At 73.4% G+C, this 20,737-nt stretch carries 16 protein-coding genes; 5 read left to right on the forward strand and 11 right to left on the reverse strand.

Annotation, left to right across the window (positions count from 1 at the left end):
- The first annotated feature begins 21 nt into the window (after positions 1-21).
- A complete protein-coding gene (locus O7634_RS03700) occupies positions 22-1,068 on the forward strand; it encodes a LacI family DNA-binding transcriptional regulator (RefSeq protein ID WP_278148762.1) in 1,047 nt (348 codons plus the stop codon).
- A gap of 33 nt (positions 1,069-1,101) precedes the next feature.
- Complete coding sequence (locus O7634_RS03705; protein ID WP_278153860.1) at positions 1,102-2,775, forward strand: glycoside hydrolase family 13 protein; 1,674 nt, start codon at positions 1,102-1,104, stop codon at positions 2,773-2,775.
- 267 nt (positions 2,776-3,042) lie between these two features.
- Here O7634_RS03705 and O7634_RS03710 read toward each other — a convergent pair whose 3' ends face one another.
- The 3 genes from O7634_RS03710 to xylA all read right to left on the reverse strand — a co-directional run bounded on the left by O7634_RS03710 (position 3,043) and on the right by xylA (position 7,196).
- A complete protein-coding gene (locus O7634_RS03710; protein WP_278148763.1) occupies positions 3,043-4,476 on the reverse strand; it encodes an MFS transporter in 1,434 nt (477 codons plus the stop codon).
- A gap of 93 nt (positions 4,477-4,569) precedes the next feature.
- Complete coding sequence (gene xylB, locus O7634_RS03715) at positions 4,570-5,997, reverse strand: xylulokinase (protein WP_278148764.1); 1,428 nt, start codon at positions 5,995-5,997, stop codon at positions 4,570-4,572.
- 11 nt (positions 5,998-6,008) lie between these two features.
- Complete coding sequence (gene xylA, locus O7634_RS03720) at positions 6,009-7,196, reverse strand: xylose isomerase (protein ID WP_278148765.1); 1,188 nt, start codon at positions 7,194-7,196, stop codon at positions 6,009-6,011.
- Between the two features lie 78 nt (positions 7,197-7,274).
- Here xylA and O7634_RS03725 point away from each other — a divergent pair, with 78 nt between their 5' ends.
- Together O7634_RS03725 and O7634_RS03730 are read left to right on the forward strand one after the other, a co-directional pair.
- Positions 7,275-8,513: an ROK family transcriptional regulator gene (locus O7634_RS03725; RefSeq protein WP_278148766.1), complete on the forward strand. Its 1,239-nt coding sequence runs from the start codon at positions 7,275-7,277 to the stop codon at positions 8,511-8,513.
- A 127-nt stretch (positions 8,514-8,640) separates the two neighbouring features.
- Positions 8,641-10,251: a SpoIIE family protein phosphatase gene (locus O7634_RS03730; protein WP_278148767.1), complete on the forward strand. Its 1,611-nt coding sequence runs from the start codon at positions 8,641-8,643 to the stop codon at positions 10,249-10,251.
- Between the two features lie 33 nt (positions 10,252-10,284).
- On the opposite strand, the gene O7634_RS03735 is transcribed toward O7634_RS03730, so the two are convergent.
- Positions 10,285-10,896, reverse strand: coding sequence for a MarR family transcriptional regulator (locus tag O7634_RS03735; RefSeq protein ID WP_278148768.1), 612 nt, complete (start codon positions 10,894-10,896; stop codon positions 10,285-10,287).
- A gap of 97 nt (positions 10,897-10,993) precedes the next feature.
- Here O7634_RS03735 and O7634_RS03740 point away from each other — a divergent pair, with 97 nt between their 5' ends.
- Positions 10,994-12,124 carry a PP2C family protein-serine/threonine phosphatase gene (locus O7634_RS03740; protein ID WP_278148769.1) on the forward strand — a complete coding sequence of 377 codons (1,131 nt, stop codon included), beginning with the start codon at positions 10,994-10,996 and terminating at the stop codon, positions 12,122-12,124.
- Positions 12,125-12,127: 3 nt separating this feature from the next.
- Here O7634_RS03740 and O7634_RS03745 read toward each other — a convergent pair whose 3' ends face one another.
- The 7 genes from O7634_RS03745 to O7634_RS03775 form a co-directional block, all read right to left on the reverse strand.
- Complete coding sequence (locus O7634_RS03745) at positions 12,128-13,609, reverse strand: sugar transferase (protein WP_278148770.1); 1,482 nt, start codon at positions 13,607-13,609, stop codon at positions 12,128-12,130.
- A 211-nt stretch (positions 13,610-13,820) separates the two neighbouring features.
- Complete coding sequence (locus tag O7634_RS03750) at positions 13,821-15,578, reverse strand: substrate-binding domain-containing protein (protein WP_278148771.1); 1,758 nt, start codon at positions 15,576-15,578, stop codon at positions 13,821-13,823.
- A gap of 157 nt (positions 15,579-15,735) precedes the next feature.
- The gene (locus O7634_RS03755) at positions 15,736-16,773 is read right to left on the reverse strand and encodes a lactonase family protein (protein ID WP_278148772.1); all 1,038 of its coding nucleotides are present in this window, start codon (positions 16,771-16,773) and stop codon (positions 15,736-15,738) included.
- Between the two features lie 87 nt (positions 16,774-16,860).
- Positions 16,861-17,463, reverse strand: a complete 603-nt coding sequence (locus O7634_RS03760; protein ID WP_278148773.1) for an ATP/GTP-binding protein — start codon at positions 17,461-17,463, stop codon at positions 16,861-16,863.
- Positions 17,444-17,833: a DUF742 domain-containing protein gene (locus tag O7634_RS03765; RefSeq protein WP_278148774.1), complete on the reverse strand. Its 390-nt coding sequence runs from the start codon at positions 17,831-17,833 to the stop codon at positions 17,444-17,446. The genes O7634_RS03760 and O7634_RS03765 overlap by 20 nt, the downstream gene beginning before the upstream one ends.
- A complete protein-coding gene (locus tag O7634_RS03770; RefSeq protein ID WP_278148775.1) occupies positions 17,823-18,245 on the reverse strand; it encodes a roadblock/LC7 domain-containing protein in 423 nt (140 codons plus the stop codon). The genes O7634_RS03765 and O7634_RS03770 overlap by 11 nt, the downstream gene beginning before the upstream one ends.
- Positions 18,245-20,554 carry a nitrate- and nitrite sensing domain-containing protein gene (locus O7634_RS03775; protein ID WP_278148776.1) on the reverse strand — a complete coding sequence of 770 codons (2,310 nt, stop codon included), beginning with the start codon at positions 20,552-20,554 and terminating at the stop codon, positions 18,245-18,247. The genes O7634_RS03770 and O7634_RS03775 overlap by 1 nt, the downstream gene beginning before the upstream one ends.
- Positions 20,555-20,737 lie beyond the last annotated feature (183 nt).

A 20,737-nucleotide genomic window follows, 5' to 3' on the forward strand; every position in this document is an offset into this window, starting at 1 on the left:
GGGCACCGAGCGAGGGAAACCGTGACGAAGATCGATGATGTCGCCCGACTGGCCGGAGTGTCCACGGCCACCGTCTCGCGGGCGCTGCGCGGACTGCCGACGGTCTCGGCCGCCACCCGGCGCCGGGTGCTCGCCGCGGCCCAGCAGCTCGACTACGAGGTCTCGCCGAGCGCGTCCCGACTGGCCGGTGGCCGTACCGGCACCGTCGCCGTCGTGGTCCCCCGGATCACCCGGTGGTTCTTCAGCACCGTCGTCGAGGCGGTCGAGGAGTACCTCCACCAGTCCGGCTACGACCTGCTGCTCTACAACCTGGGCGGCCGGGAGCAGATCCGCCAGCGGGTCCTGCGGACGGCCAACCTGCACAAGCGGGTGGACGCCATGATTCTCGTCGCCACCCCACTGCGGCGGTCGGACCTGAGCGCGCTGGCCACCCTGGACCTACCCGGAGTGACCATCAGCTCGGGCAGCAGGGTGCCCAACTGGCCCTGCGTACGCATCGACGACGTGGCGGCGGCGAGGGCCGCCACCCGGCACCTGATCGACCTCGGCCACCACCGGATCGCGCACATCTCCGGCGACCCGGACGACGAACTGGCCTTCACCACCCACCTCGACCGGCGTCGGGGCTACCAGGCCGCGTTGCGGGCCGCCGGTCTGCGACCCGACCCGAGCCTGGACGTCGAGTCCGGCTTCACCATCGACGGCGGCAACCAGGCCACCGCGGAGCTGCTGGCCCGCGGCGAACCACCGACCGCGATCGTCGCCGCCTGCGACGAGATGGCGATGGGCGCGATCACCGCCCTGCGCGACGTCGGCCTGCGGGTGCCGCAGGACGTCAGCGTGATCGGCATCGACAACCACGACCTGGCCGGCGTGCTGGGGCTCAGCACCATCGCCCAGCCCGCCGCCGAGCAGGGCCGGCTCGCCGCGCAACTGCTGCTCAACCCGCTCGGAGCCCGCACACCGGGCCCGATCATCAGGCAACCGGGCGCCGGCTACGACACCCCGGTGATCCTGCCCACTCGACTGGTGGTGCGGGAGTCGACCGCACCGCCCCGGGCAGACTGACAACCTGACCACCGCGCACCACGGGAGAAGACCCTGAACACCGATCCGACGCAGCAGACGCACTCCGGTCCCCCGGCCACCGGTTGGTGGACCGAGGCGACCATCTACCAGATCTACCCCCGTTCGTTCGCCGACTCGGACGGCGACGGGATCGGTGACCTTCCCGGCATCACCGCCCGCCTCGACCACCTGGTCGAGCTGGGCGTGGACGCGGTCTGGCTCTCCCCCTTCTACCCGTCCCCGCAGGCCGACGCCGGCTACGACGTGGCCGACTACCGTGACATCGACCCGCTGTTCGGGACCCTCACCGACGCGGACAAGCTGATCGCCGAGGCCCACTCGCGCGACCTGCGGGTGATCGTCGACCTGGTGCCGAACCACACCTCGTCGGCGCACCGCTGGTTCCAGGCGGCGCTGCCGGCCGCTCCCGGCAGCCCGGAACGGTCGCGGTACATCTTCCGGGACGGCCGTGGCCCGGCCGGGGACGAGCCGCCGAACGACTGGCAGAGCGTCTTCGGCGGTCCGGCCTGGACCCGGACGGTCGACGCCGACGGGCGGCCCGGCCAGTGGTACCTGCACCTGTTCGACACCGGGCAGCCGGACCTCAACTGGGACAACCCGGAGGTGCACGCCGAGTTCCTGGACGTGCTGCGGTTCTGGCTGGACCGGGGCGTGGACGGCTTCCGGGTGGACGTGGCGCACGGTCTGATCAAGCAGGCCGACCTGGCCGACTGGCAGGAGCCGCAGGAGATCCTCTCCGGCAACGAGGTCGACAAGCCCCGGCCGCCGATGTGGGACCAGGAGGGTGTGCACGAGATCTACCGGCAGTGGCGGCGGGTGCTCGACAGCTACCCCGGCGAGCGGGTGCTGGTCGCCGAGGCGTGGGTCGAGCCGGCCGAGCGACTGGCCCGGTACGTCCGCCGGGACGAGATGCACCAGGCGTTCAACTTCGAGTACCTGCTCGCCGCCTGGACCGCCCCGGCCCAGTACGCCGTGATCACCCGCTCGCTGGAGGCGACCGACGCGGTCGGCGCGCCGACCACCTGGGTACTGTCCAACCACGACGTGGTGCGGCACGCCTCCCGGCTCGGCCTGCCGGTGAGCGGCGGTCGACCCAACGGCATCGGCATCGGTGACCGGCAGCCGGACGCCGCCCTCGGTCTGCGCCGGGCCCGCGCGGCCACCCTGCTGATGCTCGCCCTGCCCGGCTCCGCGTACCTCTACCAGGGCGAGGAACTGGGGCTGCCCGAGCACACCACGCTGCCCGACGAGGCCCGGCAGGACCCGACGTGGGAGCGCAGTGGGCACACCCAGCGCGGTCGGGACGGCTGCCGGGTGCCGATCCCGTGGGAGGCCGACGCCCCGTCGTACGGTTTCGGACCGACCGACGCGAGCTGGCTGCCGCAGCCCGCGCTCTGGGCGGAGTACGCGCTGGACCGCCAGCGCGACGTGCCCGGCTCGACGTACGAGCTGTACCGGACCGCACTGCGGTTGCGGCGCTCGCACGGGCTGGGTCGCGGCACCCTGGAGTGGCTCTCCTCCGGCGACGAGGCGCTGACGTTCCGCAACGGCGAGCTGACCGTGCTGACGAACTTCGGCGACGTCCCGGTGCCCGTGCCGGCCGGCGCCGAGGTGCTCGCCGCCAGCGCGGCCCTGGACGACGACGGCGCGGTCCCGACCGACGTGACGGTCTGGCTGCGCGGCTGATCCCCACCGACCGGCCCGCCCCGACGAGTGACGCTGTCGGGGCGGGTCGGCCGGGCACGCTGTGGACCTGATGCCGCAAACGACTCACCCGCACCGCCACGCCACTCGCGCCGCCGCGCCGCCTCAAGATCGTGCTGTTTCCAGGATGTGGTGGCCTCAGCGTGGCGGGAGGCCACTACATCGTGGAAGTAGTGCGACCTTGAGGTGCGGCGCCGGGCACGACCGACGCGATGGGGCGAGCGCGACCCAGGCGGGTGCGGCGGGTGATCAGAGCCGGTCGGCGCGGGCGTGCAGCAGCTCGTGCACGTGGTCGATGTCCGTCGGCGAGCTGCGCGAGGCGAGCCAGTACATCACGCCGGTGGGTATGAAGAAGAGTTGGAACGCGGCCAGGCCGACGGCGAAGTTCAGCGGGGGCGGAAACGCCGTTCGGAGCGCCTGGAACGCCACCCCGACCAGCCCGTTGCCGGCCGCCCTGCCGACACCGTTGACCAGGTTGCCCAGGCTGTAGACGGTGCCCCGGTGCTCCGGCGGGTTGACGTCGGCGATCAGCGCGAACCAGTTCGGCGAGTTGGCCGAGGTCAGCGCCAGCGCCACGATGGCGGTGAGCAGGCTCAGCCCGACCGACGGTTCGGTGAAGACGCTGGCCAGTACCGCACCCACCACCGCGCCGCCGCTCGCGCCGTCCGGCACGTCGATGGTGACCGGCACGAAGAACAGCACCAGGTAGAACGGCAGCGCGGCGAGGACGCCGACGGCGGCGACCAGGGCGCGCCCCCGGGGCGTACGCCGTTGCAGGGCATCACCCACCAGCCCACCAACGATGGAGAGCACTCCGCCCAACTGGAACAGCGTGGCGAACACGCTGCCCACCACCACCGCCGTCGACGCGGAGTAGCCCTGTGCCTCGGCCCGCTCGGCGAAGAGCACCGGCAGCCAGACCAGCGAGCCGAAGGCGGCCTGCGCGGTCAGGCCCTGCAGGATCAGCCACCGGTTGGTCCGTCGGCCCAGGATGCGCGGCAGGTCGGCGCGGCTGATCCGGTAGTCGTAGTCCGCGCCGGCGTCGAGCCTGCCGGCCAGCTCCGGCTCGCTCTGACCACGCCGGATGTCGTACGTGAACAGGTAGGCCACCGTGGCGGCCAGGCCGACGCCGGTGAGCACCAGGAACGGGCGGCGCCAGTCGGCCGCGCCGAGCAACCCGCCGACGAGTGTGCCGGCCAGGGTGCCGACGCCCTGGGAGAGCCCCCAGAAGCTCATCACCAGCCCGCGTCGGGCCGGGGAGATCAGGTCGGTGACCACCGAGAAGCCCACCGAGCCGACCGCGCCGAGCCCGACCGCCGCGACCAGCTGCGCGACCAGGAACGTCAGGTAGCCACCGGCGAGGGCGCTGCCGCCGGTGCCCGCCGCCCAGAGCAGCGTGCCGACCATCAGCAGCGGCTTGCGGTTGGTCCGGTCGCCGACGTACGCCCAGCCCACCGCGGCCGCCGCGCTGACCAGGAAACTGACCGCGGTGACCACGCCGAGCAGCCGCCCCGGCACGTCGAACGCGTCGGAGATCGGCCCGTACAGCGGCGGGACCAGCCCGATCGCCACGTTGTCCAGCGAGGCGAGCAGCACGAACACCACGACGCTGTACAGCCGGTGCACGCGCCCACCGCCCCGACCGTGCGCGCGCTGGCCGGGCCCGCCACTGGTCACCGTCATGACCGGCAGCAAACCAGACGTCGCCGAGGAGATCGTCACGCGGGTGGGCGCCGATCACGGTGGACCGGCACCCACCCGCGTCGATCCCGACGCTCAGCGACGGTCGAGAACCGACCCCCGCGCGGCGGCGTACCGCTCCCGCACCGCGGGCACCGGCTCGGCCGCGTACTCCTCGGTGCCCTCGACCGCCCAGTCGGGTGGCGTGGCGCCACCCAGGGCGACCCAGGCGGCCTGCCGGGCGGCGCCGTCGGCCACGTACTCCCCGGGCGGTGGGACGACCACCGGGCAGCCGAAGACCTGCGGGGCGATCCGACGCACCGCGGCCGAGCGGGCTCCACCGCCGACCAGGATGACCCGGCGGACGGTGGCGCCCTGCGCGACCAGCGCGTCCAGGCCGTCGGCGAGGGCGCAGAGCATGCCCTCCACTGCCGCCCGGGCGAGGTGCGCGGGGGTGGAGGTGCGCAGCGTCAGCCCGTGCACCGCGCCGGTGGCGAGCGGCAGGTTCGGCGTCCGCTCGCCCTCCAGGTAGGGCACCATGACCAGCCCGTCGGCGCCGGCCGGCGCGGAGAGCGCCAGGTCGGCCAGCTCGTCCAGGCTGACGCCGAGCAGCGCGGCGGCGGCGTCCAGCACGCGGGCCGCGTTGAGCGTGCAGACCAGCGGCAGGAAGCGACCGGACGCGTCGGCGAAGCCGGCGACGGCGCCGCTGGCATCTGCGGCCGGCACGTCGGCCACGCTGAACACGGTGCCGGAGGTGCCGATCGAGACGACGACGTCACCCGGGCCGGCGCCGACGCCGAGCGCGGCGGCGGCGTTGTCCCCGGTGCCCGCGCCGAGCAACGCCCCGCCCGGCCCGCCCAGGGCGTCGGCCAGCTTCCCGGCCGACTCCGCCGGGCCGAGCACCTCGGGCACCACCAACTGCCGGCCGAAGCCCCGCTCCAGCAGGTCCAGCCGGTAGTCGCCGGTCGCCGGCGACCAGTAGCCGGTGCCGCTGGCGTCACCCCGGTCGGTGCGCAGCGCGCCCAACCCCGGCGCGCCGGCCAACCGCCAGGTCAGCCAGTCGTGCGGCAGGCAGACGGCGGCCACCCGGGCAGCCGACTCCGGCTCGTGCCGGGCCAGCCAGCGCAGCTTGGTGATGGTGAAGCTGGCCACCGGCACGCTGCCGGTGGCGTCGGCCCAGAACCGACGGCCGGCCGCGCCGCCGCCGGCCTCCTCGACGAGGTCGGCGGCGGCGTCGGCGGACCGGGTGTCGTTCCACAGCAGCGCCGGGCGGACCACCCGGCCGTCCTCGTCGAGACACACCATGCCGTGCTGCTGGCCGGCGACGGAGATCGCCGCCACGTCGGCCAATCCGCCGGCCTGGTCGGCGGCGCTGCGCAGCGCCTGCCACCAGGCTTCCGGGTCGACCTCGGTGCCATCCGGATGCGGTGCCCGACCCTGCCGCAGCAGGGCCCCGGTCTCCGCGTCGCGGACAACCACCTTGCAGGACTGGGTGGACGAGTCAACGCCTGCGACCAACGGCATGGCGGCGGGCCTCAGCGAGCGCCGAGCAGGTGCTCGACGGCGAGTTGGTTGAGCCGGACGAAGGCGAAGCCCCGGGCGGCCACCGCGTCCACGTCGACGTCCTCGAACGCGGAGCGGTCGGCCAGCAGCTCCTCGTAGCCCTCGCCGTCGTTGAGCGTCGGCGTGCTCAGGTCGCCGACCTTGCTGGCGGCGAGCGCCTCGACCACCTCGGGGTCGGCACGGAACGCCGCAGCCCGCTCCTTGAGCAGCAGGTAGGTGCTCATGTTGGCCGCCGCGGAGGCCCAGACGCCGTCCATGTCCTCGGTGCGGGAGGGCTTGTAGTCGAAGTGCCGGGGCCCGTCGTAGGCCGGCCCGCCGTTCGGGCCGCCATTCTCCAGGAGGTCCACCAGGGCGAACGCGTTCATCAGGTCACCGTGGCCGAAGACCAGGTCCTGGTCGTACTTGATGCCCCGCTGGCCGTTGAGGTCCAGGTGGAACAGCTTGCCCTGCCAGAGCGCCTGGGCGATGCCGTGGGAGTAGTTGAGCCCGGCCATCTGCTCGTGCCCGACCTCGGGGTTGAGGCCGACCAGCTCCGGGTGCTCCAACTGGGAGATGAAGCCGAGCGCGTGCCCGATGGTCGGCAGCAGGATGTCGCCGCGCGGCTCGTTGGGCTTGGGCTCCAGCGCGAACCGCAGGTTGTAGCCCTTGTCGACGGAGTACTGGGTGAGCAGGTTGACGGCCTCGCGGTAACGGTCCAGCGCGGCGCGGACGTCCTTGGCGAGGTCGTATTCCGAGCCCTCGCGGCCACCCCACATCACGAAGGTGCTGGCGCCCAGCTCGGCCGCCAGGTCGACCTGACGCAGCACCTTGCGCAGCGCGTAGCGACGGACGTCGCGGTCGTTGCTGGTGAAGCCGCCGTCCTTGAAGATCGGGTGGGTGAAGAGGTTGGTGGTGACCATCGGCACCACCAGCCCGGTCTCGTCGAGGGCCTTGCGGAACCGGGCGATGTGCTGGTCGCGGGTCGCGGCGTCGGCCCCGAACGGGATCAGGTCGTCGTCGTGGAACGTGATGCCGTACGCGCCGAGCTCGGCGAGCCGGTGCACCGCCTCGACCGCGTCCAGCTCGGGACGGGTGGCGTCGCCGAACGGGTCACGGGCCTGCCAGCCCACGGTCCAGAGCCCGAAGGAGAACTTGTCGGCGGGGGTGGGACGGGGTGCCATGAGCTACCTCCGGGGTGATGGTGTCAGGTATTTGTTCAGCGATTGAATTATTTGCCCACCCTATGGCAGTGTCAAGGGGTGAGCCCCACCCACGCCCCGGCCGGCGCCGTTCGACAGAACAGCCTGCGAGAACTGAATCTCGCCCTGGTCCTGGGCCGGATCGCCGCGGCCCGTCGACCTCCGTCCCGCGCCGACCTGGCGACCGCCACCGGCCTGACCAGAGCCACCGTCTCCGCCGTGGTGGAGGACCTGCTGGCCGGCCGTCTGGTCAGTGAGTCCGACCCGGCGCCCCGCTCCGGCGCCGGCCGCCCGGCACGCGGGCTGGTCCTCGCCGACGAGGGGCCGGCAGGGCTCGGCCTGGAGGTCAACGTCGACTATCTGACGGTCTGCGTCGTGGACCTGGCCGGTCAGGTCCGGCACCGTACGGTGCGTCGGGTCGACCTGCGCCCGGTGGTGCCCGCCGACGCCCTGGCCCACCTGGTCGAGCTGGCCGAAGCAGCCCGGGCCGACGTCGCCCGGCACGGCCTCACAGTGGTCGGGGCGGCGCTGGCGGTGCCCGGCCTGGTGGACGACGCGGGAGTGGTCCGGCTCGCGCCGAACCTCGGTTGGCGCGACGTGGACGTCCCCGCGGTGCTCGCCCAGCACCCGCCGCTGATCGAGGAGGTCCCCGGCGTCCCGGCGCTGGTGGTGGACAACGAGGCCAACCTGGCCGCGCTCGGCGAGCTGCACTCCCGGCCACCCGGGCCGTCCAGCTTCCTGCACATCTCCGGTGAGGTCGGCATCGGCGCCGGCATCGTGCTGGACGGGGCGCTCTTCCGTGGCGTCCGGGGGTGGAGCGGCGAGATCGGTCACCTGCCGGTCCATCCCGAGGGCCGGCCGTGCCGCTGCGGCGGGCAGGGCTGCCTGGAGCAGTACGCCGGTCAGGAGGCCATCGTGTCCGCCGCCGGGCTGGCGCGGGCGGAGCTGCCCGCCGACACCGCCACCGCCCGGCTGGCCGAGTTGGCCGATGCCGGCGACGCCGACGCGCTGCGGGCGTTGCACGACGCCGGAACGGCGCTCGGCGTCGCGGTGGCCAGCGTCGTCAACCTGCTCGACCTGGACACCGTCGTGCTCGGCGGCGGCTACGCGGCGCTCGCCTCGTGGCTGTGCCCCCCGGTGCTCGCCGAGATCGACGCCCGGGTGCTCACCGCCGCCTGGTCCCCGGTCACTGTCCGTCCGTCGACGCTCGGCGCGGAGGCCGCCGCTGTCGGCGCCGCCGGGTCGGTGGTCCGCCGGATCGTCGCCCAGCCCGTCGGTTGGCTCGCCCGCACGAGCTGACCCTCGCCCAGCGCCGTGGTCGGCTGGCGCCCGGGATCGGTACCCTTGCCCCCAGGCAGCGATCCCCTGGTGAGAAGTCGAGAGGCAGCATGCGCACACCTCGTCAGACGCGAGCCGGCGTCCGGCGGTGACCACGACCCGGCAACCCGGCGGCACCCCGTTGCCGGCCGACGCGCGGTTGGCCCGTGAACTACTCGACGGGCTCGCCGAGGCGATTCTGACGACCGACGAGACCGGCCGGGTCACGCTTGTCAACGCCATGGCGGCGGAGCTGCTGCCGGAGATCAGCGCCGGCACCGCGCTGCCGGACTGCAACGTGACGCCCCTGGCCCAGGCGGTCGCCAGCGGAGCCGACCACTTCACGGCCGAGCACCACGGCCGACGGCTGAGTGGCGCCCGACGGCACCTCGCCGGCGGTCGCTACGCGTGGTATGTCCGCGACGTCACCGAGGACCACCGTCACACCGCCGCCCTGCTCGCCGAACGCGCCCGCACCGCGTTCCTCGCCGAGGCGGGCAGCCGACTCGCCCTGACCCTGCACCGCGACGAGGTGCTGCGGGCCGTCACCACGCTCGCCGTCCCGGTCCTCGCCGACGTCGCCGTGGCACTGCCCCGGTCGCCCGCGCCGGCCGAGCCGCACGCGCGGTGGACCCGGTACGCCGACGGCGCGCCCGCCCCGGTCGGCGGGCTCGCCGGGCCCACGCTGGCCAGCACCGTCCCCGGACTCGCCGAGGCGCTCGCCGGCGACGTCACCGAGCCGGGCCGCTGGCCGGACGCTCCGCACGCCGACCTGGCCGGCATGCTGCCGCTCGACTTCGGGCCTCCGGGCGCGCTGCTGGTCACCCCGCTCCTCAGCGCCGGCGGGTCGGCCGGCGCGCTGCTGCTCGTCCGTCGGGGTGGGCGACAGGGTTTCGACAGCCGCGAGGTCGAGCTGGCCCGGGAGTTCGCCGCACGCGCCGGTGCCGCGCTGGCCACCGCCGACCTGCACGGCGAGCAGGCCCATCTGGCCCGGGTGTTGCAGACCAGCCTGCTCCCGCCCGACCTGCCCGCCGTCAACGGGGTACGGATGGCCGGGGGCTACCGCGCGGCGGGCGACACCCTGCGCATCGGCGGCGACTTCTATGAGGTGTTCCCGCACGCCGACGGCGCCCTGTTCGCGCTGGGCGACGTGTGCGGTCGGGGCGTGGGCGCCGCCGTGCTGACCGGTCGGGTCCGCCAGTGTCTGCAGACGCTGCGCCTGGTCGAGCGGCGCCCACTGGAGCTGATCCACCTGCTCAACCAGGCGTTGCTCGACGCGCCCGACGCGGCGCGGCGCAGCCAGCTCACCACGGTGCTGCTCGGCTCGTTGGAACGCCTGCCGACCGGCCTCGACGTACGGATCGCCGGCGGTGGGCACCCGGCGCCACTGCTGGTCACCGCCGACGGCACCGTCACCCCGGTCCCGGTCGGAGGCATGCCGGTCGGGGCGTTGACTGCCGCACGTTTCGCCGAGACCCGGGTACGCCTCGGTCCGGGCGATCTGCTGCTCGCGTACACCGATGGGGTGACCGGGGCGCGCGGCCCGCGGGACGCGGCGGTCTTCGGCGAGGCCCGGCTGCGGGCCACGCTCGCGGCGGCGGCCGGGCAGCCTCCGGCGGCGTTGATCGACAGGGTCCTCGCGGCGGTCGACGACTGGCTGGACGGCCAGGCGCACGACGACGTGGCGATGCTGGCGCTCGGCGCGTCGACCTCGGCGTGAGTGACCGGCGGCGGGTGCGCGTGGCCGCTCTGGTCAGGCGGTGCGCGCCACCGGTGGGTCGCCGGCCGGCCACTCCCGGGTGGGCGCGACGGCCCGTTCCGGGTGGCTCGACGGGCCCGTCCACGGCGCGCGCGCCTGCCGGCCGGCGTCGACCGGCCGTCCACCGGGTCGGTCCGGGCCGTCCGGCCAGTCCGCCTCCGGCGAGTCGCCCGGCACCGGGGCGTTGCGGCTCTGCTGACGGCGGGCGACCTCGTCGAACTCGCTGATACCGCGCAGCAGCGCGTCGCGGCCCACCGGGCTCATCGCGGTCAGCACGGCGGCGAGCTTGGCCTGCCGGTCGGCCCGCAGCTCGGCGAGAAGCCGGCGGGCCTCCGGGGTGAGATGCAGCGAGATCTCCCGCCGGTCGAAGCGACCCGGCTCACGTTCGAGCATGCCGGCGGCGACCAGCCGGTCGCAGAGCCGGCTGGCGGAGCTGAGCAGCATGTCGAGTCGGGTGGCCAGCCGGCGCAGGTTGATCCCGTCGTACTGCTCGACGACCATCACCGCGCGTAGCTGCGCTCCGGAGACCCGGTTGGCGGTCCCCTCCCGGGCGGATTCCCAGATGCCCAACAGGGCAGCGGCCGCCGCGTCCACCGCGGCAGCCATACTCGTCTCAGGGTCCGTCGGACGATTCAGTTCGGCCATGGTGGCCCGAGAGTACTCCGAACCCACTGGTGGTCGAGCTTTCCGTGAGGGAGTGACGATGAGCGAACCGGTCAACCGGGCACGACGTGCCCTGAACCAGGCGCCGGCCGACCGAGTCGTCGACGGAATCAGCGCGGTGCTCGCGTCCACGTACGGGATCACCGAGGTCGAGCTGTACCAGGTCGACTACCGGCTCGCGGAGTTGCTGCCGCTCTCCGAGGCCGATCCGATCACCGGCCCCGGGCACCCCGCCTGGCGCGCCTTCGACCACCAGTCGCCGGTCGTGAGCGACGGCGCGGCCTGGTTGCCGGTCACCATGCGTGGTGAGCGCCGTGGGGTGCTGCACCTGTCACCGGTGCCGGACGAGCCGCAGGTCCTCGCCGCGCTGGCCGAGATCGCCACCGCGCTCGCGCACGAGGTGGCGGCGGTCTCCGCCGGCACCGACGTCTACCGGGCGGCGCGCCGGTCCCAGCGCCTCACCCTCGCCGCCGAGATGCAGTGGGACCTGCTCCCCGGTCGCAGCCGGATCCGCCCCTCGTTCAGCCTCGCCGGGCAGTTGGAGCCGGCGTACGCCGTACGCGGCGACAGCTTCGACTGGTCCGACGACGGGCAGCGGCTCTGGTTGTCCACCATCAACGGCACCGGCGAGGGCGTCGAGGCGTCCCTGCTCACCTCGTTGGGCACCCAGGCGCTGCGTAACGCGCGCCGGGCCGGGCTGAGCCTTGCCGACCAGGTCGCCCTCGCCGACCAGGCCATCTACGACCTGTACCGGGGCGAGCGGCACCTCTCCGCGTTGCTGATGGAGCTGGATCTGGAGTCCGGGCTGATGACGGTGGTGGACGCCGGCTCACCCCGACTCGTCCTGCTGCGCGGCGGCGAGGTCACCCAGCAGCCGCTGGAGGCGCAGTTCCCGATGGGCATGTTCGAGGCCACCGACTACCACGAGCAGAAGCTGCCGCTGGAGGTCGGCGACCGGCTCTTCGTCGTCAGCGACGGGGTGGTGGACGCCACCGGGCAGCAGGTGCGCTACGGCGAGACGGCACTGGAGCGCTTCCTGCGCCGGACCGGGCCGATGTCGCCGCTGGACGCCGTCCGCTCGCTGATCGGCGACCTGCGCGCGTTCGTGGCCGGTGACCTGGTCGACGACGCGGTGGTCGTCTGCCTGGACTGGACCGGCCCGCAGGCGTGACGGTCAGTACGCTCCGCGCCCGTTGAGCACCGCGCCGACGGTCTTCCAGAGGATGGTGAGGTCGGCGGCGAGGGACCAGTTCTCCACGTAGTAGAGATCGAGTCTGATGCCGTCCTCCCAGCTCAGGTCGGAGCGGCCACTGACCTGCCACAGCCCGGTCATGCCCGGCTTGACCAGCAGCCGCCGCGCCACGTCACCGTCGTAGCGGGCGACCTCGGACGGCAGCGGGGGACGCGGCCCGACCAGGCTCATCTGGCCCAACAGCACGTTCACCAACTGCGGTAGCTCGTCGAGCGACCACTTGCGCAGCAACCGGCCGACCCGGGTGACCCGGGGGTCCTGGCGCATCTTGAACATCAGGCCGTCGGTCTCGTTGCGCGCTGCCAGCTCGGCGAGCAGCGCGTCCGCGTTGACCACCATGGTGCGGAACTTGAAGACGCCGAACTCCTGCCCGCCCCGACCGACGCGGACCTGTCGGAACAACACCGGGCCCCGGCTGTCCAGTTTGATGGCCAGCGCGATGAGCGCGATCAGTGGTAGCAGCACCGCCAGCGCCAGCGACGAGACGGACCTGTCGACCAGGCCCTTGACGAGCTTGCGCGCGCCCCGGAACTCCGGCGCCTCGACGTGGATCAGCGGCAGGCCGGCCACCGGGCGGGTGTGGATCCGCGGGCCGGCGACGTCGGTGAGGGCGGGCGCCACCACCAGGTCGACGCCGGTTCCCTCCAACTGCCAGCCGAGGCGGCGCAGCCGGGCCGCGGTCAGCTCGCCGGAGGCGGTCACCGCGACGGTGTCCGCGCCGATCGCGGTGGCGGCCTCCGGGATGCCTCGGAACGACCCCACCACGGGTACGTCACCGAGCCGCTGCGCCACCGGCGCGAGCAGCGCGTCCGGGATGCAGGCGCCCACCACCTGGTAGCCGGCGTACGGCTCGCGCCGCAACGTGTGCACCAACTCCAGCACGTGGGCGGTGTCGCCGACCACGAGCACCCGGCGGGACCAGCCGGCGCCCACCGAGCGGGCCCGGTGCAGGCGCTTGCGGGCGGCGAACCGCGCCACCTCCAGCCCGACCGTGCCCACCGCGAACGAGATGCCGAGGAAGCCCCGGGAGACGCCGACGTCGGCGATGTAGCCGACGATGGCGATCGCGCCGGCCAGGCGCAGGCTGGCGGAGCTGACCCGCCGGTACTCGTCCGCCCCGTAGCCGATCACCCGGTCGTCGTAACAGCCGAGCGCCTTGAGCGAGATGAGCCAGGCCAGCACCAGCCCGGGGGCGACCAGGACGTAGGGGATCTTGGAGCCGGTCGGCTCGCCGTCGCCGAAGCGGAGCACGTAGCCCACGAGGAGTGCCACGATCAGGATCGTGGTGTCCAGCACCACCAGAACCCGGACGTAGGATCGTTCGTCGGCGCGTGCGGCGAGCCCGCCGCGACGACCGTCGGGCTCCGCCGACGTGGCGGGGGTCATCAGTGTCGCCGCGCTCACCGGCCCTCCCCCTCTGTCTCAGGATGGCCCCGGCCGACGGGTCGGACCGGAAGCGGACGACCATGCCGGAACAGTCGACATCCTGCCTCGATAACTATGACTGCCGATTGCTTCCGACGTATTGCCGTCACTTTTCGTCAACCCAGTGGCCAGAAAGGGCCCGCCGCGCCGGATCGGCGTACGGCAGGCCCCCTGGCGTCTGAGCGTCGGATCAGCGCGGCGCCGGTGGACGCCGGGCGATGGCGCTGAGGAAGATGCTGCCGATCTCGCTCGGGTCCTTGGTGACGAAGACGTCACCACCGGTCACCTTCGTGATCGACTCCAGCTCGGCCTTGCTGACGCCCTCGCCGATACCGATCATGATCACCTGGACCGGGCGGTCCGGGTCGGCGAGTTCCTTGAGCTTGGCCAGCAACTGCTGCTGGCTGATGCCGTTGTCGTCCTCGTTCTTACCGTCGGTGAACAGCACGATCGAGTTGACCCGGCCGGGCTGCCAGTTCTCCTGCACGGCCTGGTAGGCGGCCAGCATGGTGTCGTAGAGGCCGGTGTCGCCGCTGGAGGGCTTGACGGTGGCCAGCGCGCCCTCCAACTGGGCGCGCTGCGCGGAGAGCGGACCGATGGGGACCAGCTCCCGGTAGTCCCGGCTGCCGACCAGCTTCGTGGAGAAGGTCCACAGGCCGATCGACCAGGAGTCGTCGAAGAGGCCGAGGCCGCGCCGGGCCGCGTCGACGGTGACCTCCTCCCGGCTGCGGTTGTTGGCGCTCGGCACCTCGTCCTTCATCGAGCCGGAGACGTCGATGACGGCGAGCATCCGGCCGGACTGGGTGGCGATCGACCAACTGGACACGACCCGCTGGATGGCGGCCGGGTCCAGGCCACCGGCAGCGGTGCCACCGTTCGCCGGCGTGGTCGGCGCGCCACCGGCCGGGCTCGGCGCGCCCTGCGGCGCCTTGAAACCGTCGCCCCAGTTGCCGTCCGGCGCGCGCAGCGACTGCGCGGCGAGCCGGTCGCGGAACGAGGGGCTGGTGAGCAGCTCGAACAGCACCCTTGCTGCGGACGCCTTGCTCGGCTCGATGCCGGGCAGCACCGCGTACGGGTAGTCCAGCGGCATCGGCGCGGGCTCCATGTAGAGCGCGGCGAGCGGCACCGGCGGCTTCTTGCTGTTGTACGCGATCACGTCTTCTTCGGACAGCGCCGCCGCGCCGAGACCACTGGCGATGGAGGTCGCGTCGTTGGCCGTCGGAAAGCGGGCCAGCAGGTCGTTGCGGAGCGAGGAGCGTCCGGTGGCCAGCGCGCGCAGCGCGCCGACAGTGTTGCGCTGGGCGTCGCCGCCGGCCCCGTTGGCGGCCGCCGTCAACGAGAGCAGGCCGGACAGGCCCGCCGCGTCGCGGGTCGGCTCGACGATCCCGGTACGCAGCGGGGTGCTCGAGTTGTTGACCTCCTTGAGCAGGTCGGTCCAGTTGAACTTCTTCTCCGGCCAGCCGAGCCGGTTGGCGATCGGCTCGGGCATCGCGACGACGATCGGGCTGCGGGCGATGGACGCGCCGTTGGTCGGGGCGAACGCGGTGGCGTCCTTCTTCAGTCGCAGCAGCCAGGTCGACGAGTCCGGCACCCAGACGTCCGGGCTGACGGCGGTGCCACTGGCCTGCCCCACGCCGGCCAGCACGGCGCCGTGCTTGGCCGCCACCACGGCGGCCACGTCGACCGGGTCGGACGCGGAGACATCGACCCGGATGCAGGTCGGACCCACCGCGGCGCCGTCCTTGACCCACTGCGACGCTGCGGCGTCCACCGCTGGCGCCAACTCCGAGGCGACCGCCACGGCGAGCCGAATCTCCCCGGAGCAGCTGGGTTGGATCAACTCCCGATAGCCGAACCACGCGCCGGTCGTGACGACGAGGACCCCCGCCGTCGCGGCGGCGGCTGCTAGGTGGAGTTTCGAACGCATGCGATGGCGGCCTGCAGACACGGTGACCATCTTGCGTACAAGGTGCCGTCTCTGCCACATCCGTTCGGCCTAAAGTTACGCAGGAGAAACAGTTGACCTCTATTTCGCGACGCAGAGTGACGGACTGGACCCGTGGCGTGGCCGAACCAGTGTCACCCTCGCGTATCGACAGTGACCGTCACGGCAGCACGCAGGTCGGGCTCGGCACCGGCACCGGCTCGCCGACCGCCTCCAGGAGACCGCTGTCGATGTCGCGGCGGAAGACCCGCACCATGTCCGCCCGCTCGTCGGCGACGTAGAGGTGCTGCCCGATCAGCGCGAAGTGCCGGGGCCACTCGCCACCGGTGTCCACTTCGGCCACCAGTTCGGGCACCTCACCGGCGAGCGCGAAGACCGCCACCGTCCCCACCCCGCGATTGGCGACGTAGAGGAACCTGCCGTCTCCGGCGACAGCGATCTCCGACGGCTGGACATGACCGGACCTCTCACTCGCCTCGACCCGGCCGCGCTGCTGCAACGCGCCGTCGTCGGTCATCGCGTACGCGGTCACCGACGCGTCCAACTCCCCGACGAGGTAGCAGCGCCGGCCGTCCGGGTGCCGGGCCAGGTGTCGGGGCCCGCTGCCGGGCGTCGCGTGGACCCGGGGAGCGCGCGGCACCAGTCGGCCGGTCGCGCCGTCCAGGTCGTACCGGTAGACGGAGTCGGTGCCGAGGTCCACGGCGAGGATCGGCCCGCGGCCGGCGCCCGGGGAGACCATGTGCGCGTGCGCGCCGTCCTGGCGCTCCGGATCGGGGCCGTGCCCCTCGTGCACCACCAGATCGGAGCGCTCGCCGGGCACGCCCCGCCCGTCGAGCGGGAAGACCGCGACGCTGCCGCTGCCGTAGTTGGCCGCCAGCAGGTGGTCGCCACCGGGCGTCACCGCCAGATGGCAGGGCTCCGCGCCGCCGCTGGACCGGCTGCCGAGCGGATCGAGCGCGCCGTCGGCGTCGACCCGCCAGGCGCTGATCTCGCCGTCGGGCAGCTCGTTGACCGCGTAGAGCACCGGGAGGGTGGGGTGCCGTGTCAGGAAGGACGGGGACGCGGTGACCGCCACGGTCCCGAGCGGTGTCAGCGCCCCGGTGCCCGGGTCGCGTCGCGCCGCGACGATGCCGCTGCTCCGACCACCACTCTGCGCGGTGTAGCCCCCGATGTGGACGAGCTGACCCTCACCATTCACGTCCCACTCCTCCGCCGACGTCCTCCGTTGATCCAACCAGAGGCTGCCCGCGTTGCCCGTCCGTTAACCGGGTTTCCGGCCCGGATCTCAGGCCGCCGGCACCGGCTCGCCACGCTGCCGGGCCACGTGCTCGACCAGAGAGATCAACACCATCTTGCCGGACTGCCGGTCCCGGGCGTCACAGAGCACCATCGGCACGTCCGGGTCCAGGTCCAGCGCCCGGCGTACGGTCTCCAGGTCGAATCGGCGGGAGTCGTCGAAGCAGTTCACGCCGACCACGAACGGGATGCCCCGCTGCTCGAAGTAGTCGATGGACGGGAAGCAGTCGGCCAGCCGACGGGTGTCGGCCAGCACCACCGCGCCGAGCGCGCCGAAGGCCAGCTCGTCCCAGAGGAACCAGAACCGGTCCTGGCCCGGCGTGCCGAACAGGTAGAGCTGTAGGTCGTCGTTGATGGTGATCCGACCGAAGTCCATCGCCACGGTGGTGGTCGACTTGCCCTCCACCCCGGAGGTGTCGTCGGTGCCCACCCCGGCGCCGGTCAACACCTCCTCGGTCTGCAACGGACGGACCTCGCTCAACGCGCTCACCAGCGTGGTCTTGCCGGCCCCGAAGCCCCCCGCGATGAGGATCTTCAGTGCCAGCGGGATGGTGGTGCTGGTGTCCGCCTGGTCACAGCGCACGGAGTCCACTGACCACCGCCTTGAGGATGTCGTCGTCGGGAAGAATGCCGGCGGCCGGCGGCTCGTGCACCGCCACCAGACCCTCGGTCACGAGGTCGCCGAGGAGGACCCGGACCACACCGACCGCGAGGTCCAGCTCGGCGGCCAGCTCGGCCACCGACACCGGCCGGCGGGCCAGGCTGACCAGTCGGCGGTGCTCCGGCAGCAGGCGCGGGTGGCCCGCCGCGTCCACGGCCGCCGCGGCCACCACGAACGCGACCAGGTCGAAGCCGTCGACGGCGGGACGCACCCGGCCCCCGGTCAGGGAGTACTGGCGCATCACCGGCCCGGCGGCGTCGTCCAGCCACTCGTGCTGCGGGCCGGGCGGCTCAGTCCGCATCACCGGCTCCGGCCGACGACCGGGCCGGCGCGGCGAGACTCTCCCCCACCCGGATGACGAGCATCGCCATCTCGTAGGCGACCAGCCCGATGTCCGCGTCCGCGTCGCTGACCACCGCCAGGCAGGCGCCCTGACCGGCGGCGGTGACGAAGAGGTACGCCGACTCCATCTCCACCACCGTCTGCCGGACCGGACCGCCGTCCACGTGCCGGCTGGCGCCCCGGGCCAGGCTGGAGAAGCCGGCGGCGAGCGCGCAGAGGTGCTCGGCGTCGTCGGGCGTCAACTCGGCGGTGCGGCCGAGCAGCAGACCGTCGGCGGACAGGACCACCGCCTCCCGGGCGGCCGGTACGCGTTGCACCAGCTCGTCGAGCAGCCAGTCGAGGCCGGCGCTCTGCTTCGTCGAATTCGGCACTAGGCGTCCCTCTCAGTCGCGGTCGGGGTTTCGGGATGCGATGGCGGGGCGGGCGTCCGGGGACTGACGACGGTGGCGCGTCCACGTGCCGTACCCGCCTGGAGCGCCGCCATCACCCGCCGCACCTCCTCCGGCGAGCGGGGTGACGGCATGTCGGTGACCGTCGACCGGGCCTGGACGGCGGGGGTACGCCGCCGCACGCGCTGGGGCAGGCCGTCCGGCTCGTCAGCGGTCCCGGTCGAGGTCGGCGGGTCGGCGGTGGCCGTTGACGTGACAGTGGTCGGCGCGTCGGCGGGTCCGGCCGGCAGGGCAGCCGCCGCGCGGGTACGGGGCCGGGCCGGGCCACCCCGACGGGCCGTGCGGGCGAGCCGTCGAGCCGGATCGGCCGACGCGTCCCCCACCGACGCCGGGTCCGGTCCGGCCGGCGGCTCGGCGGTGACCAGCTCGCTGGGGACCAGAACCACGGCTGTCACCCCGCTCTCCCCGCCCGGACGCAACCGCACCCGGACGTGGTGTCGGGCAGCCAGACGGGCCACCACGAACAGGCCGAGTCGGGCGCTCTGCGCCGGGTCGAACTCGGGCGAGCTGTCGAGTCGGGTGTTCGCCGCCTCCAACGCCGCCGGCGTCATCCCGAGCCCCTGATCGGTGATCTCCAGGGCGTACCCGTTGGACACCTGCGCACCGCCGATGGTGACCCGGGTGTCCGGCGGGGAGAAGGCGGTCGCGTTCTCCACCAGCTCGGCGAGCAGGTGGATGATGTCGCCGACGGCCCGTCCCAGCACACCGGCCGGCTGCACGGTGGTGATGTCCACCCGCTCGTACGCCTCGACCTCGGAGATCGCGCCCCGGATCAGGTCGACCATCGCCACCGGGTTCCGCCAGCCGCGTCCGGGCGCGGAACCGGCGAGGATGACCAGGTCCTCGGCGTGGCGGCGGAGGCGGGTGGACAGATGGTCGACCTGGAACAGCTGGGCCAGGTCGTCCGGGTCCTCGGTACGCCGTTCCATCCGATCCAGCAGGTGGAGCTGCCGGTGCACGAGGCTCTGGCTGCGCCGGGCGATGTTGAGGAAGACCTCGTTGAGCCCGCGCCGCAGGGTGACCTCGTCCACGGCGGCCTGGACGGCGGTGCGCTGCACCTCGGTGAAGGCGCGGGCGACCTCACCGATCTCGTCCTCGCCGTACTCCAGCGGCGGCGCCTCCCGGGAGACGTCGACCTGCTCACCACGACGCAGCCGGGTCACCACGTCGGGCAGCCGGTGCTCGGCCAGCTCCAACGCGGCGGTACGGACGCCGCTGAGCCGGCGGACCAGGGTGCGGCCGACCCGCAGCGCCACCAGCACCGAGATGATCACGGCGGCCAGCCCGAGCACCCCGGCGGCGGCCAGCCGGACCAGGATCCCGACCGCGATCGGCACCGAGCGGTCGGCGAGGTCGTCGGCCTCGGCCAGCTCGAAGTCGCGTAGCTGCTGCTGAACGGCGTCGTGGCTGGCCTGCCACGACGCCGCGTCCACCGGGGGCCGGCCGGACCCTCTGGCCGCGACGAGCGCGTCCTGCATGGCGCGCAGGCTGGTGAAGTCGGCGCTCTCCGACATCCGCTGGTACGCGACCCGCCCGGCCTCGGGCAGGTCGGCCACCGCGCTCTCGGTGAGCCAGCGCTGGTTGCCGATCGCCTGCACGAGCTGGGCGTGCTCGCCCTGCGCGAACCGTCCGGCGGTGAGCACGCCGGCCAGCATGGCGTCGGTCTGCCCGAGCAGTTCACGGGAGCGGCCCAGCGAGGTGAGCGCCAACGCCTGCCGGTTGATCCCGGGGTCGGTCAGGGTCGCCATTCCGGCGAAGGCCTGGAAGGCCGCGGAGACCATGCCGCTGTACAGGCCGAGCGCGCCGGTGCGGTCCATCAGGCGGTCGTCGATGAAGTTCCGGCCGGTCGGCAGCGCCGACAGGGCGGTGAGCAGCCGGTCGACCCGATCCTCCAGCAGCTCGTCGGCGGCGTCGCGCAGCGCGTCGCCGTTCACCCGGCGGCGCAGCTCGGCGACGGCCCGGTCGGTGCGTTGGCGCTGCTCGACGAGCGCCGGCAGGTCGGCGTCTCCGGCGAGCTGCACCACCGAGAGCCGGCGCTCCCGCTGTAGCTCGGTGACCACTGCCTCGCCGGGGCGGCCCAGGTCGTAGAGGAGCGTGCGGGCGGAGAGCAGGTTCAGGGCGGGACCGAAGGTCAGCGTGGTCGCGAAGATCCACAGTGCCAGCAGCGCGGTCACCGGCGCGACGACGAGCGCGGTCAGCTTCGAGCGGATCGGCCAGTCGCGGGTTCTCATCGGACCTCGCCCGTGCAGGGGTGGCAGGAGGGGCGCCGGCACCGCCGGGCAACGCGCCGGCCGGCTGCGCGCCCGGCCGCAACGCCGGACACCGGCGCGGGCGCCTTGGGCAGGATACGTAATCAAGGGCCGTTGCACTACCGCCCGTCGCGCCGAGATCAACGCTGCGGCGTCTGCCGTCCG

This window comes from Micromonospora sp. WMMD1120, from assembly GCF_029626235.1.
Classification (GTDB): Bacteria; Actinomycetota; Actinomycetes; order Mycobacteriales; family Micromonosporaceae; genus Micromonospora.